This window comes from Chitinophaga sp. MM2321, assembly GCF_964033635.1.
Classification (GTDB): Bacteria; Bacteroidota; Bacteroidia; order Chitinophagales; family Chitinophagaceae; genus Chitinophaga.
Genome location: NZ_OZ035533.1, coordinates 48511 through 64523, shown reverse-complemented (window position 1 = coordinate 64523; position 16013 = coordinate 48511). Strand labels below are relative to the sequence as shown.

Genomic DNA, 16013 nt, shown 5'->3' with positions numbered 1-16013 from the left:
TGCTATACATTAGTTCTGTCTTAAAAAAGTCAACAGGTCTGCCATTGCCTGCTTATCAATATTTTTTTCCAGCCCCTGCGGCATAGGCGAAATGCTCAGTGATTTTAATGACTTAACATCCTGCCGGTTAATAAGCCGGTCCATCTTTCCATTACTTTTCACGGTGATAGCGGTAGCTGTTTCGGTAGCAATAATTCCCTGAACAGATTCGCCATTATTCAACTCAATCTGCCAAAGGTCATAGCCTGCTAATATGGACAGGTTCGGGTCCAGTATATTGGCCAGGATATCTTCTTTTTTCCAATTGTGAATGGTTCCAAGATCCGGTCCGAAAGACACGCCTGATCCTCCTTTTACCTGGTGACAAATAGCACAGTTCTGCATGTACACTTCTTTACCTTTTAACGGATCTCCTTTCATTTCAAGCGCAGCCTGGTATTCTTTGTTGATTGTTTTTGCCTGTTCCTGGTTTCTTGTAAATAATTTCCTGGTACGCTCCCGCAGCTTTTCATCCCGCACCTGCATCAGCCCTACACTGGTGTTAAAGCTCACACTGCTGGTGAGTATCTGGTTTTTCTCCATTGCGTCTATCAACAGTGCGATCCTTTCCTGGTTGTGCAGAAATACGCTGATGGCAGCCTCTCTTATTTCAGTAGTCATCACCGGCCATTGACGTATCAAGTATTGCGCACCTTCTGTAGATGGAATGGTGTTGATGGTTCGTAACGCTGCAAGCTGCACCCGTGGCTGTTCCTGGGGAACGATTAATTTTTCGAGAAATGACAGATGCGGAGTAGCATCTCCCAAGGATATAAAATCTATTGCATCCGCTCTTTTTTCATCGGGCAACTTTGTATCACCTGCAATGGTTAGCGCCTGGGCAATAGCCGCCGCTTTCACCAGGTCATCTGATATACCGGTTGATTTCAACAGTTGAAAAGACGCGTGCCGCAAGTCATTTGACGGACTGGTAAAAAACGTGTGAATAAGCAGTTGCTGATCGGGTTCTGCAACGGTCAGCGGTGACTTCCTGTTTTTCATTCCCTGGGCCAGTCCTTTCATGATGGCGGACTGCCACGCTTCTGTTTTAGGAGATGGCGTTCCTGTAGATTTCCGGATCAGTTCATGAATAACTGTCGCACTGTCGCTACCGCCCATCATGGTGGTCAATCGCTGTACCAATGAAGCATACGCAGGAACATCCTGCTGATACTTGTTAAGGATTACCTGCAACAAAGATCCTGTTTGCGATGAACCGGCAGATAGCGCCGCGATCTGTACCCACTTATCATTTATATCGGTAAATAATAGTTTATTCCTGGCCTGCGCTGCTTCAGGTGTATTTAAGAATCCCAATGTCAGCAGCAATTGAAGCCGCACTTTATGGTTGGGATCTGCCTGTAAGGACAATAATGTTTTGGCTAATTCCGGTGCTGCATCGAGGTGCAGTTCCGCGAGCTTCACCGCATTTTCCCGTACTCCCGCTACTGTATCTTTTAAAGCAGCTATAATTTGTTCCGGTCTGAGTTCTCCCATTCCTTCCAGTGTCCACAATGCATGCAGGCGGCCCAGATCAGATGAGGGGTTCTGCGTCATAGCAACAAGAGCAGGAATGGCCGATTTATCTGAGCGGTCTACTAATAAACGCTGTGCATTTGTTCTCCACCAGGCGTTTTTGTTGGAAAGATAGGCTACCAGTTCTTCGCTTTTCGCATCACCCAGTTTAAGTCCCTTCATCCAGGCTGCTGTAGCGCCGTTTGTGGGTGTAATGCGATATATCCTTCCCTGTTCAACGCCGTCATACAATCCGCCGGCGGCCACTACTTCCGCAGACAACCACTCAGGAGATTCAATGACCCGTCTGTAATAATCAAGTACGTACAATGCGCCGTCCGGTCCAACATACATATTTACCGGCCGTGACCACGCATCCGTAGAAGTAAGAAATTCTTTGTTAGGAAAAATTCTGCTGGCTACAAAACTTGCACCGCTGTCTTTCAGCACATCCACGTGGACCAGGTTACTTACGGGTTCCGCAACGAAAGTGACATGTTGATTGAAGGGCGCCGGAAAAGCATCTCCCATGTAGTCTGTAAGTCCGCAGGCGGAAGTCATTACACCTACATTCGTGAGCAACTGGCGGTCAGGATTTGTTGTTGTCGGAAATACTTCCGCAGCATCCAGGTGATCGGACATGGATTGGGTGGCATCTGATACCAACAGGTTGGGATTGCGTTCAAAATAACGGTTTGCAATCACTTCCTGGTAACCCTGGTTGGAGTTGTTGCAACCAAACAGGTGGCCCCACTGATCAAAGGTTTGACCAAACTGGCAACGGCTGGAAAGCATTTCGAGTTTGGTACGGTCAGGACGAAAACGGATAGACCGCCCACCGGCATTTTGCGGCAGCCGGACAGCATTAGAATCAGCCGGATAATAAATAGCTGTTCCTTCGTCCCCAAATTCTTCCATATAATCCCTGGTTTTCACCACCCCTTCATGCGCAGCATAGATCCAGTTATCCAATCCGTATACAGGGCTGTTCAGGTTATGCTGTGGATTGGTGAGACCAAAGCCGGTCAATACCGTATCCACCACTTCCGCCTTGCCATCATTGTCAGCATCTTCGAGGTAAAGTATATTCGGCGAGTCGGTCACCAGTATACCTTTTTTCCAGCGTAAGATCCCTGTCGGCAGCATGAGGTTATCTTTAAATACGGTGCGTTTATCCATGACGCCATCGCCATTGGTATCCGTTAGCAGAATGATGTTTCCGGTGCCGCTTTTATCAAGCGGGTACCCGTGCATTTCAACTACATACATACGTCCATACTCATCAATTTCCATGTCTACAGGAGAGGAGATCAGCGGTTCGGCAGCAATCATTTCAATTTTAAATCCATCTGCCACCTGCATGGTTGCAAGTGCCTCCGACGCCTTCACCCCTCCGGAGGAGGCAGCTGGCGTGCTATTGCGGCAACCGGACATAATCACGAAACATATGCATATATATATTAAAGACGGATGAAAACGAGGGAAATGATACATGTTAAATTTGCATTTTAATTTGAAATTGCATGTTGACGGTCTATTTTTTTCGTTTGGATTTTACGGGAGATGGGTTTGTTTTCATGTCTCCATGTAAATATCCGACAACCGATTCTGTCAGATCTTTTGCAGCAGCATCCGTAAACGGTGAAACCGTTTCCACTTCATATCCTCCGTGCGGCCATTCAGATGCAGTTGGCATATAACCAAACCAGCCATTGGTATACCCAAAATAAAAAGTATAGGAAAAAGGTGAGCGGTTGCGCACTTCATTAGACACTTCACAAAACAACTCGATAGGCGCACTCCATATGGCTATTTCTTCATTGATCTTCAGGAAACGAACGGGTAGCTTCACCATATTCACACCTGCCCTGGTAACGCTGTACTTCGCGAGATCCGCAGACCAATCCATACCCGGCTTCCTGGGTGTTTCTACCGTTAACGCACCTGTTACCATTTTCAGGTTATCGATTCCTGATTTAATTTTTGCATTGGCTTCGAGAATTTTGTCTCCCAACAATACCCTGAACTGACTTAAATGTCCGGCTCTCCAATTCGGGTAAGTACTGTAAATAGGTGCCAGGTTACCAGCAGCACCATTGATATACAGCACCGGTGCGCCTATTTTTTTCTCTACATATTCCGCAACGATTCCCGGCGCATCTCCGCTGATATCAAGATTAGCGCCGCTCATTACGGTTCCGTGCATGGCATAATTAGCTATCAATACCAAAGGGCTTCCATCTTCCTTATCCAATCGCAACAATCCTATCCGGCGATCAACTGGTCCGTCGGGATTGAGCCCCAGAGAGGCTTTACCATTTACATCAATTGCGCGGCGGTTGATATTTGCCTGTGAAAAACCCCAGCCTACACCGAGACGGGCAGGAACGAGATTTTTACGGGCTTCCAGGATGCCATCCACTAATTTCTGTTCCACCATCGCCGTATAAGCAGCGTCTACTTCGTGTTTGATACGATCTCCCATATAGATGCCATACAAACCAGTAACCCCCACTTCAGGCGCCGAATGCGTATGCGTGGTTGACCACCATATATTCAACGGATTGATGCCGTATTGCTTCTGCAACCTGGCAGCTACCTTATCATATTCCGAAGGAGAATACAGACAGAGATCAGATGATACAATAAAAAATTGTGTGGTTCCATCATCTATTGCCACAATGCGGTGATAGATCTTGTCCAGCACGCCTGTTGACTTCCGCTCCTGGTAGCCCAGCAGGTACTGCGAATCCGAAGGTGTAATATCTACCTTCACTACCGCAGCACGCAATTGCGCACTGGCTGCCGGCGCAACAAAAAACGTGGCACCTAACAGCAAAAGCGAAAAAGAAATCCAACGGTCTGCACGCTGTTTAAAAGAAACTTTATTCAAATCAATAACTCCGATACTTTTCATATGACTGAATTTATTTAAAAAAACACCTGTCATTGTATGTCTGCCATACCGCATTGCCCCCCAAACAAGGGGCAATGCAGTGGACAGGTGTATGGTTAATAATTCGGGTTCTGCACTAATTTTTTGTTCTTATCAATGGCCGACTGAGGGATAGGATACACGTAATTTTTCTCAGGATAAAATATCCGCTTTCCTTCCGCAGCGGGTATAATTGTATACACGCCATTTTCTATGAGTATGGCATGTAAGTTACCGTTCAGGTTTGTTTCTGCAATCTTCCACCTGATCAGATCGAACCAGCGTTTTTCTTCAAAGGCCAGTTCTATTCTACGTTCGTGGCGTATGGCCGTACGCATCTCCACCTGGTTCAAACCAGCTGGTAATGCAGGCAATGCTGAACGCTCCCGTACCAGTCTTATCGCTTCATACACGGAAGGATCCGGACCTACGGCTTCGTTCTGTGCTTCCGCATAACTCAGCAATACTTCCGCATACCTGAATATGATAAAGTTGGCGCTGTTCTGTTGGTTATTTCCATTGATAGCATACTTCGGATTCAATCCTTTCAGCAAACAATATCCTGTATTGGTAGACTCGTTAATATTACTCAGATCCGTTTCATTTTTACTACCGACACCATGACGGGTAACTATTTCATAACCCAGCCATTTTGCGCCATCGTAAATAACTGACTGGTAAAACCTTTGTTCTCTGCCTACATAAGGATTTTGCGGATTATAGCCTGAAGCGGGATCGGTGATAGGAAGTCCATTCGCCATTTCATAGTCATCCACCAGTTCCTGGGTAGGGTTAACACCGCCGTATGCACGCTGTATACCACCCACGATCCACGTTCCCTGTAAGCCTTCCCGGCCTCCTCCGAGTGAGGTTCCTCCTAAATATTTCTTCGCAAAGATCGTCTCCACATTATCATTGTTCTCTTCAAAAAACTGGGTATTATAATCCGCGAATAAAGTATATTTATTGAGATCCATTACCTGTTTGTTCGTAGCTGCTGCTTTCGCCCATTTGGTTTTATCATTGGATGGATTCTTCAATGTACTGGCTGCAAAAAGTTCACACCAGCCTTTCAGCGTGAGTGCCGCGCCTTTTGTAGCTCTTCCTGATTCTGCTGTCAGGGGAAGATCTTCAGCGATAGCTGCACATTCGTCTGTAATGAATTTGAAGGTTTCTTCATCGGTATTGCGCTCCCTGAATATTTCATCCCCATCTTTCTGACTCAACACATCTGTAATAATGGGTACGCCTCCATAATATGTCCATAATATATGGTAGAAGTAAGCCCTTAGAAAACGGGCCTCGCCCAATCTTTGTTTTTTCCAGGCTTCATCCAGTGTGGAAGCATTCACCTGCGCGATGAATACATTGGCGGCCCTGATATAATTGTATAATCCCCAGTAACTTGGCGCATTGCTGGGTGTATATACGGAAGTAGCATACAGCACCCTGCTGGCCGTTCCACCCACGCCGTTCATGGCATTATCTGAAAAATTCTCCGTTGGATCATACGTGGTAAACGGGCCTTGCAACTGGGCGTACACATTATTCAAAAACAGGTCCGCATTACCGGTGCTTTCAAAAAGTGTAGCCGCTGCCACCTGGTCCTTTGGAGCTACTTCTAAAAATTTATTACAGGAAGTTACACTTACCGCCAATAACAGCAGTGATGCAACCTTTATATGGAGGTTTTTAATTACGTTGTTCATCATGCAATATTTTAAAATTCTTAAAAGGTGATATTAACGCCTACACTAACAACTTTCTGCTGGGGATAAAGATTTGAATACGGAGAAGTGCTTTCCGGATCAAAATTCTTCAGCTTTGTCCAGGTAAAAACATTCTGTCCGGATACATATGCCCTTGCATTCTGACTACCGATTTTCTTCGAGATAGTCGTAGGAATGGTATAGGAAAGCGTCGCACTTTTCACCCGCACATAGCCGCCGCTTTTCATCCAGAAAGAAGATGTCTGTGTATTGTTGGTGGTTGGCCCGGAAGTGATCCGTGGATTCAATGCATTCGGATTCTCAGGTGTCCAGTAGTTCATATTTTCTACGAGCGCCGACATACCATTATGAAATGCCCAGGCATTTTGCCTGTCCAGGTAAAGGTTTGTTTTTGCTGCACCCTGAAATAATACATCTATTGAAAACGCCTTGTAACGTACAGAGGGAGTGATACCAAAAAGAATTTGCGGTACAATCGGATCTCCAATCTTTGTAAGATCATTATCGTTGATCTTTCCATCTCCGTTTAAATCCTCGTACCGGATATCACCCGGTTGTACGGCGCCCCATGGTTGTGTAGCAATTCCTTCTTTCAGTTCACCTGTACCTTTAAAATCATCTACCTGGAAGAAACCTAAAGCATGGTAGCCAAATTGTGTTCCAAGCGCCTTACCGGTTACTCTCCTGTTTGGATTATTGTAGGTGGTAGCCGTTTCAAATACTTTCAGCAGCGTATTTTTCGCATAGGTAAAGTTTCCACTGAGTGAAACCTGCAGATCCTTGGAGACATTGTAAGAAGAGCTGAGGGAGAGATCAATACCCTGGTTCTGCATCACCCCTGCGTTTACCTGGCTGAGTCCTATTCCATACTCGGCAGGAACAATGACGTCAGGGTTAACCAGCATGTTGGATCTCTTCTCGTGAAAATAATCCGCTTCTATCGTTAACCATCCACCCCACAAAGTAGCTTCTATACCCACGTCACTTTTCTTGGCCCTTTCCCAGGTGATGTTTGGATTATTCTCATTTCTTTCCAATGTTGCCTGTACTGCCTGTCCGCCAATAACATAGGCCGGACCGTAAACGCCGAATGTACTCAGGTACTGGAAGGCAGATCCCGCAAGGGCGCCCACTTCACCATAAGATCCCCTGATCTTCAGGTTGTTGACCCAGCTGATACCCTTCATGAAATTTTCTTCTGACAAACGCCAGCCAACAGAAAATGCCGGGAAAAAGCCAAACCGGTGTCCCGGAGCGAAATAATAACTACCATCGTATCTTCCGCTGGCTTCGAATAAATATTTATTGGAATAATCATAAGTAACACGATATACCAATCCCAGCTGTCTTGCTTTGGAAGAGGTGCCGGAAGTAGTCATATCAGCCGCACTTGAACTACCCATACTGATTTCGTCAATACTCAGGTTATAATTCCTTCTGGACGCAGCGAGACTAAGCGCAGAATTATCTTTCGCTTCAAACAGCGCCAGGGCGCTTACATTGCTTTTCCCAAATACCCTGGCATAGCTCAAAGACCCTTGATAGGTAAGTTGATGCGCCAGCGAAGTACTCTCATTCAGGGATGCTTTGGTTTGTTCAAAGATGCCATCTGTAATCACATAAGGATGCTTCGTGGTATCTACGCTTCCTTTATGAATAGGAATCCGCCAGAGTTTATTCAGCACAATCGTAGGATCATAAGCTACTGTTACCCTCGCTTTTAATCCGGGGATAAAAGATAAATCCTGGTCGATAGATAATTGTGAATACAGTGCGGTTGTATTTATTTTATTATATCCACTGTTTAAAAGACTGGAAGTGATGTAGGTACCTGGTACGCCATTACTGAAATACAAAGGCCCGTTCGATGTATGGGTATATCCTATTAATTCAAAAAGACGCCCGGTGGTTATTGACGGGTAATTGGCATTCTGTACCCTACCATTTACGCCAAAGGTTATTTTCGTTGTATTGGTTACCTGGGCGCTTAAATTAAGGTTGAGATTATATTTTTTGTTATTCGTTGCCGGCCACATTCCTTGCTGTATCTGATGGCTGAAACTACCATAATACTTCACCTTGTCGGTACCGCCGGAAACTTCGATATTATGATTGGTTAAGATGGCATTTTTCTTAATGATATCCTTGTACACATCCGGGTTGGGATAAGCGTCAGGATCAGATCCATCCTTCAGCTTCTGCAGGGCAAAATCAGAATATGGCAGCGGCAGACCGGCATTCTTGGCCGCAGCATTTTGTAATACACCATATTGGTAACCGCTGACATAATCAGGAAATACCGTTGGGTTCTGAAAGCCTACATAACCATTATAGGTTACAGAAGGTGCGCCTGATTTTCCGCTTTTAGTGGTTACCAGGATTACGCCGTTAGCAGCAGCCACGCCATAGGGCGCTACCGCAGCAGCATCCTTTAAAACCGTAAATGACTCAATGGTATTGGGGTCCAGTTGCTTAAAATCTCTTGGTATACCATCCACAATGAGCAATGGCTGATTGGCACCGGTAGAAGAGATCCCTCTTATATAAATGTCCGATCCGTCATTTCCCGGCTCACCGTTGTTTTGTCTGAGGATGACGCCCGGTACCCGGCCTCCCAGGCTATTACCCAGGTTAGAAACCGGGGTGGAAGCGATGTCTTTTCCTTTTAAGGTAGAAACAGCAGCAGTTACCGAGGACTTTTTCTGTGTGCCATAGGCCACTACCACCACATCATTTAACTTGGAAACAAGTTCCACCATCGTAATATTAAACTCTGTCTGGTTGGCTGTTTTAACTGTTTTTAACTGATACCCGATAATAGAAAATTCCAGTTCGGCATCGCGGTCACTATCAATGGACAGTTGAAATTTTCCTTCCCCATCGGTGGTAGTGCCCCGGTTCGTTCCTTTAACGGCTACGGTTACACCTACCAGGGGTTCTCCTTTTTCATTCGTTACCTTCCCTTTGATCTTAATATTAATGAACGCCAGGTTGGGTACCGGTATCAACGGGCTTGCCTCCACGGAAGATTCTCCTTCCTTTCTTTTGATAAAAATCGTATTTACCTCAATAGTAAATTCGAGTGCCTGATCCTTGAGTACCCGTTGCAGGAAGATTTCGAGGGGTACTTCTTTTGCATTAATTGTTACCGGCTTTGTCCCCCGTATCTGGTTGACCTTATAGCTGACGAGGTAGCCGGTTTGCTGTTTAACGGCAGTAAACACTTTCTCCAGTGGCACGTCTTTGCCGGAAAAAGTCATGGTTTGTGCCAGGCCATTTGCGGCCACATTTAAACAAAGCCCTAGTAAAAAAACAGGGGTGAGTTGCATAACCTGCAAAATTTTGGTTAAGAGCCCGCTTGCCCTAAAGCATCTGCGGATAGAAGCAGTTAATTGCATACTTTTGTATGGTTTTTGGTTGATGAATGAAGAGACTCCTTTATGCCTGAGTTTTTATTAAGTCGACCGGGAACTTTTCACCGGATTCCGTCGCAAGCGGAATCCGGTTCTTATTCCAGATAACTTGAAAAAGACCGATTTATTTATTTAGATATTTGGTTAATTATTGAATTACAGTAAGTGTTCTTCCTTTTAAGTTAAAATGTACGTCTTTGTCTTGCAGGCCCGATAGTACCTGGTTAAGCGTCAGCTTCCTGCTGATTTCCCCGCCAAATTCAACATCCGTATGTTTTCCTTCATACCGGACATCCACATCATACCAGCGTGAAAGCTGCCGCATGGCATCCGTTAATTTGACATGATGGAAATTGAATACGCCATTTTTCCATGCCAGGTCCTGATCCAGATCGGTTGTCGTTATTTTCCCGCTCCTACAGGCTTCTCCTGGTTTAAGTACTATATTATTAACATGTACGGACCCTTCCAGTAGGGATGTTTTTACATCTGGTTCATCGGTATAGCTATTCACATTGAAGGAAGTCCCCAATACAACAATTTCGTCCTTATAGGTTTTAACTGTAAAAGGTTTCGAAGGGTCCCTCGTTACTTCAAAGTAGGCTTCCCCGGTAATACTTACCGCCCGGGCATTGCCCTGAAACGACGTAGGATAGGTGATACTGCTGGCCGCATTGAGCAGCACGTTGGTACCATCAGGAAGTGTGAGTTTATATTGACCGCCTTTGGGCGTACTCAGGGTGTTATAGGAAACAACAGCCGATTTGCCATAGGTCAGCGTACCATTCTTATTGTTGATACCCAGATCTCCATCATTAATCGTTTCGCTGGTACTTGAGTCCAACGCGATTTTTTTACCACTGCTGAGTGTAAGCATAGCTTTCTCCGAGCCGGGAAGCACATCATTTGGCAACTGTACCGGATGTATGATACTGGCTATTTCCTGTTTGGGTGTATGGTTGTAATAAAGATAACCGCCTGCAAAAACAAGCATTAATACGGCGGCGGCATAACGGAACCAGGTGGTTTTCAACAAATGGATGCGGCGCGTAGCGGGTGGTGCTACTGCAGTGTGGCTATCGGCAGGTATTTCGCCAGCTGCAGCCAGGAGATCATCGGGAGCAACGGCGTTTTCGTTATCCTGATGAGAATGATGTAAGATAAAGTGTATCAGTTTTACCACCTCTTCCGCCTGGAAACCGGCTTCATCACCAGCATTTTTCTGATATAATTCACCTATCAGTTCATTCCAGATCTTTAGTTGCCCGGGGTCATCCAGCAATTGCATCAGCTGCAATTTTTCCTGATCGGAAAGATTAGCTGCAATGTGCTTTTGTAAAAAGTAATCTAGTCGGACGTTGTTCTCCATACATCATTGACACCACAGCTTCATTGGATGTACTACCGGGAGGAAAAAATTTATTGTAGCCAGCTTTGCAGGATAATCACAGGTGGGATAAGAAACACACCCTTTCGTTTCAGGTGTTCCTGGATAAATTGCAGGGCATCGGTCAGCTGGTTGCGTACTGTATTCTCTGAAATGTTCAACCGGGAGGCAATTTCTTTGCGGGAAAGCCCTTCCCGCCGGCTCAACAGAAACACCGTTTTTCTTTTAGTGGGAAGTTCAGCAATCGCGTCATCAATGAGGGATTTGGTAAACCTTGCATCCAGATCTGTCCATATTTCTTCTGCTTCAGGTGTTTGAGCTGCCGAGTGTTTTACCCTTAACTCATACCGGAGTTGCGCCCGCATATAATTGGAGGTAGTATTAGATACCACCACATTCAACCATGCAGCGGGGTTCTCAATCGTTGTCATTAAAGCCCTGTTTAACCATAGCTTCAAAAACACATCCTGCATAATATCCCGTGCTACCGTTTCTGATTTAACCAGAGAAATAGCAATGGGGAGCATCTTCTTATAGAAAAAATGAACGATCTGTGTAAAGGCCTCTTCATCGTCTTGCGCGAGACGAGCAAATAGATCACTGTCAATATGTTGAATATCCTTCATCAAGTGGAATCCTTGAATAATATGAAGTGTAATATAACAAAAACTATCAGTTCATTTTATAAAGGTTGGCAGCCTTTTTATATGATTGTGGTATACTGACAGGCATAATACAAGAATAGCGAAAAAAAAAGGACAAGATGGAAATAATTCCAGCTTGTCCTGTTCAGTCGTCTTCTCTATACAATTTCTGACCTTTTCCTAATAGATTTAAGAAAGGATCAGGCATCTGGTATCTCCGGTTCTACCAGCTTAGCCAATTTCTCCAGCGATTCCTGCCAGCCTAAATAGCACATTTCTGCTGGTATAACAGCGGGAATTCCTTCCTGCGTAATTTTTATTTCTGTCCCCACTAAAGTTTTCCGAAGCCAAACAGAAGTGATCATCTCACCCGGAAGATTAGGATCATCAAATTTATCGGTATACTTCAGAAACTCATTGGGTTTGAGTTCAATGTATTTTCCACCGAATGAATGGCCATTACCGGTGGAAAAATTATGAAACGACATTTTAAAGGAACCTCCTATCTCTACTGTCATTTCATGGACGGTACAAAGAAAGCCATATGGAGGAAGCCATGAAGCAATTGCCAGGGCTTCCGTGAATGCGCGGTATACCTTTTCCGGAGACGCTTTAAGAACTCTGTGTAATGAAATGCTATTATCTGACATAAAATCATTTTTTTGTTTCCTACTCATCTGGCTTTTCGGTTCCGCCCGTTTTTACAGTGGTAGCTGCTCCACTTACGTTGTTATTTATTTTGTCTGTTAACTTCAGCATTACAAAGATGGTAGGAAAATTTGATTCTGACGGGGGCTAAACAAGACAATCTAACGGGGTATTTGCGACCAAGCCTGCAAAATATTCTGGAGGTCATGAAAAAACAAGCCCGCTACCAGAGGGGGTTTTAAATTATTATCGTCTTGCCCATACAAAATCCGAGCTTATGCTATGCCTATTTGCTTTCTTCACTTTCCAATGCTTTGTCCAACGCATTTACGCCATCGGCTGCCAGTTGGTATAGTCCCGGCGCGTTATTGTTAACGATTTTGCCATTTTTGTCGATTAACACATAATGTGGAATACCATTGATGCCATAGTCTTTACAAACTTGATTATTGACCCAACCCTTCGCAACAAGATTTACTCCTTCAAGTTTTAATTCCTTTATCTTATTGGTCCAGATACTACCCTCTTCATCCACGCAAATATTTAAAAATGCGACATCTTTGTCTTTATATTTCTCATGCACTTTTCCTCCGCTGTCCCTGATATCGCCAATGCAAGGACCACAATACACGCCCCAGAAGTCGATGTAAACTAATTTACCTTTGAAATCACTTAATAAAACGGATTTGCCTTCCGGATCTTTCAGTGTAAATGCAGGTGCAGGTTGCCCCGGCGCTAACTTACTGATTTTGCTATAAAATGCCTTTATCGTATCAAGATAAGCTGGCGTACTACCTTGCACCAAATAATCGTCGTAGACTGCCTTGACATCTTTAAAATCATAGTGTTCAAAACCGGACATTATTGTTTTGGCTGAAAACCAGTCTCTGATAGGAATGACCGTTAAAAATGCCTGTCCGGAAAGGTAATCGCTTTTTGTAGGATTAAATGGAACACTATTACCTTTTAATGCCCTGCTGGATTTAAAAGGTTTGTAAAATCGTATATAGTCAAAAAGAAATCTGCGATAGCTGTCCGATTGCATAAAAATATCTTCCGCTAGAAAGGTATGGTCAAATTTAGCATACTCAGGAATGGAGTAGCGGTCGTCTGATTTTAGTTTATAAACACTCAGCAGATTTTTATGTGACCTTAATAGTTCAGCATGTTTAAAATAAGCATCGTAAAAAATCTTAGTGGAACTATAAGGGGTATGTGGAACACTAAATATGATGTTCAATTCCGCATTATAAGAATCGTTGATTAACCTGTATTTAGATGAATCTGCCAGCTCTTTTGATTCATTAAGCTTCTTGTAAAGATCAAGAAAAGGTTGCCTCCTGTTGTTGTAGATCGCCATCACGATGGCCAGGTCCTGGGCCCGTTCCGCTGAAGGACTATTGATTTTGAAGGTATTCTTAAAATGCTGTTGATCCCAACTAACTTCTATAGTATCGCCAGGGACCGCAAAAAAGGGGATAGCATCATTATTCAAATACAAATAAATATCCTGAATACCGTCTATATAGATGTTGCTGGAAAAATTACCTTTTTTATCCACCGATACCGGGTTCACGGTATGGTTAAAATAGCCGGTAGTGGTCAGTTCAAAAAAAGTGTTTCCAAAATTCTTCACATTGCCTTTAAGCAGAAAGCTACTGTTTTTCTGAGCAAAGCAACTAACCGTGATCAGGATAGCACACAGGAAGGGTATTAGTTTCATAAAGAGCGACAATTAATAGTTAAAGCTTTGTGCTTAGTTATTGAGGAATGCATTGATCTTGCAGCGTTTTAGAGAGGCTGGTGCTGTCTTCTAAAAAAGCAATAGCAATTAGAAAGTTCAATTAGCCCTTTATAGTTACTTAGTGTCTTCGATAAGTTCCTCGATGATTTTAGTAAAGAAGTTGGTTTTGTCATCAATATCTATTAGGATTGAATTCTCTCTTATGGGATAATTCCCCTGTATATATTTTAGCACTCCATCCTTATCAAGGAAAAGGTTTTTTGGCAATGCTCCAATTTTAAGCTCTCTTTTATATGCTTCCCCGTTTTCCAGCACCTGGAAATTAAAATTTTTATCCTTTAAGAAGTCTTTTAAATTATCGTCTGTTGCACTATTTTCTGTAATAGAAATAAAGTTCATTCTATCCTTATATTTCTCTTTGAGCTTACTCAATTGGGGCATTTCCGCAATACACGGCCCACAATAGATAGCCCAGAAGTTTATGAGTGTAGGCTTTCCTAAAAGTTGAACAGATGAAACTTCATTTCCAGCCAATTCCTTTAATTTGAAATCAGGGAGCTTCTTATTTAAGAGTAAAAAAGTGGAATCCTGTTTGTATACAAAATTGAAACCGGGTGTTTCCTGCCCTGCAATTTTCTGATTTATTGCAAAGGTAACATAATTGATAATCGTATCATTTTTAACCGCTTTATGATAGATTACGGGTGTCAATACATAGGATAATGGCAAGTTTTTTTTTGTTGATTCGAAGCCCAGCTTTATTTCAGATTCACTTAAAAGGTTATCATTATTGAAAGTGTATACATTCTGTTGAGAGAAGCTTTTCTGAGATAAAAGCACCAAAAGTACAAGGACTATTGTTTTCATTTTATTGGGTTAGATTTGACAGCTAAGTACAATTATTTCATAATATAACAAACTTTTCGTCCAGGTCAAAAACAAAAAACCCTTTGAATTTATGATTCAAAGGTTTTTTGTCGGGGCAACTGGATACATTTCGAACCAGTTTATGGAGGATTTGACGGCTATTGAAAAATTTCAGTTGTAAACGAAAATAGCGGTACTTCGTTGTCAAATGGTTTTATATTTATATTAACTATCATGATAGATTTATCTCATGCTGAGAAACATATTCACTGTGTCACGAATTTTCAAGACCTTGTTTCTACGCCATTTAATGGAGAAATTAATGCGATTTGCTGGACTCGTAAACTAACAGGTGATTTTTCTGAGATTGTTAAAAAGGTAGAGCTAAGCGGAAATATAACGGTAATTGAACAGGAGGACCTTTGTGAACTTCAGTTGAGTGAACAAGGGCAACTTGCCCGTGAAATTCTGTTAAATGACCTGAAGATATTGAAAGCCCATGGCGCATCGCCAGTCCTTAATGTGATCAAATACTATGATCGGGATGATACCTACCCGTTTTTTCCAACCGATGTTTATTCTTTTCATGTAGATCGCTCTCCCATACCAACCGATACCTTTTTATGTACCTACGATGGCGAGTCGAGTGAAATACTACCAAATTCACAAGGCAAAAAGAAAGTACTTATTCCAGAAATACGTGATGCACTCAAAAAAATATATCATGGAGCAGATGAAGGTTTTGAATCATTCTTAAGTGACCATTTCTTTGATCTACATTATCAGGCTAAACCTGATGCACGTCCGATAAGCTTAGGTCTTGGTAACCTATGGAGGTTGGCGGTTGATCATCCTGAAAGTCAAGTTCCTCCTTGCCTTCATCGTGCACCAAAGGAAAAATCCGGACAGAATAGATTGTTGTTGATCTGTTGAAGACAAATCCTTCATACCAAGACGATAAACCTAAACGCAAAATGTCTGTACCGTACTCATGAAGATACGTGGCATAGCTATGGCGCAAAGCATGCATACCGATAGCCTTGTTAATCTTTGCTTTCCCAATATTTTCAAAAAAACGCTAAATATTTATT

10 protein-coding genes are annotated in these 16013 nt (G+C 43.2%); 1 reads left to right on the top strand and 9 read right to left on the bottom strand.

Features of this window, described 5'->3' with window-relative positions; translation table 11 throughout:
- Nucleotides 1-9: 9 nt before the first annotated feature.
- The 9 genes from ABQ275_RS00260 to ABQ275_RS00220 all read right to left on the bottom strand — a co-directional run bounded on the left by ABQ275_RS00260 (nucleotide 10) and on the right by ABQ275_RS00220 (nucleotide 14922).
- Entirely contained in the window at nucleotides 10-2988 is a 2979-nt protein-coding gene (locus tag ABQ275_RS00260; RefSeq protein ID WP_349316252.1) for a PVC-type heme-binding CxxCH protein, read from the bottom strand.
- 100 nt (nucleotides 2989-3088) lie between these two features.
- Nucleotides 3089-4471: a neutral/alkaline non-lysosomal ceramidase N-terminal domain-containing protein gene (locus ABQ275_RS00255; RefSeq protein ID WP_349316251.1), complete on the bottom strand. Its 1383-nt coding sequence runs from the start codon at nucleotides 4469-4471 to the stop codon at nucleotides 3089-3091.
- Between the two features lie 95 nt (nucleotides 4472-4566).
- Complete coding sequence (locus ABQ275_RS00250; protein ID WP_349316250.1) at nucleotides 4567-6201, bottom strand: RagB/SusD family nutrient uptake outer membrane protein; 1635 nt, start codon at nucleotides 6199-6201, stop codon at nucleotides 4567-4569.
- Nucleotides 6202-6218: 17 nt separating this feature from the next.
- Nucleotides 6219-9548 carry a TonB-dependent receptor gene (locus tag ABQ275_RS00245; RefSeq protein WP_349316249.1) on the bottom strand — a complete coding sequence of 1110 codons (3330 nt, stop codon included), beginning with the start codon at nucleotides 9546-9548 and terminating at the stop codon, nucleotides 6219-6221.
- 232 nt (nucleotides 9549-9780) lie between these two features.
- On the bottom strand, nucleotides 9781-10920 hold the full coding sequence (locus ABQ275_RS00240; RefSeq protein ID WP_349316248.1) for a FecR family protein: 1140 nt from the start codon (nucleotides 10918-10920) through the stop codon (nucleotides 9781-9783).
- 131 nt (nucleotides 10921-11051) lie between these two features.
- Entirely contained in the window at nucleotides 11052-11645 is a 594-nt protein-coding gene (locus tag ABQ275_RS00235; protein ID WP_349316247.1) for an RNA polymerase sigma-70 factor, read from the bottom strand.
- Nucleotides 11646-11863: 218 nt separating this feature from the next.
- Complete coding sequence (locus tag ABQ275_RS00230) at nucleotides 11864-12313, bottom strand: SRPBCC family protein (RefSeq protein ID WP_349316246.1); 450 nt, start codon at nucleotides 12311-12313, stop codon at nucleotides 11864-11866.
- A 284-nt stretch (nucleotides 12314-12597) separates the two neighbouring features.
- The gene (locus tag ABQ275_RS00225) at nucleotides 12598-13947 is read right to left on the bottom strand and encodes a redoxin family protein (RefSeq protein WP_349316245.1); all 1350 of its coding nucleotides are present in this window, start codon (nucleotides 13945-13947) and stop codon (nucleotides 12598-12600) included.
- 222 nt (nucleotides 13948-14169) lie between these two features.
- Nucleotides 14170-14922 (bottom strand): TlpA disulfide reductase family protein, encoded by a 753-nt coding sequence (locus tag ABQ275_RS00220; RefSeq protein ID WP_349316244.1) that lies wholly within the window; start codon nucleotides 14920-14922, stop codon nucleotides 14170-14172.
- Between the two features lie 234 nt (nucleotides 14923-15156).
- Here ABQ275_RS00220 and ABQ275_RS00215 point away from each other — a divergent pair, with 234 nt between their 5' ends.
- On the top strand, nucleotides 15157-15855 hold the full coding sequence (locus ABQ275_RS00215; protein WP_349316243.1) for a hypothetical protein: 699 nt from the start codon (nucleotides 15157-15159) through the stop codon (nucleotides 15853-15855).
- The last annotated feature ends 158 nt before the right edge of the window (nucleotides 15856-16013 follow it).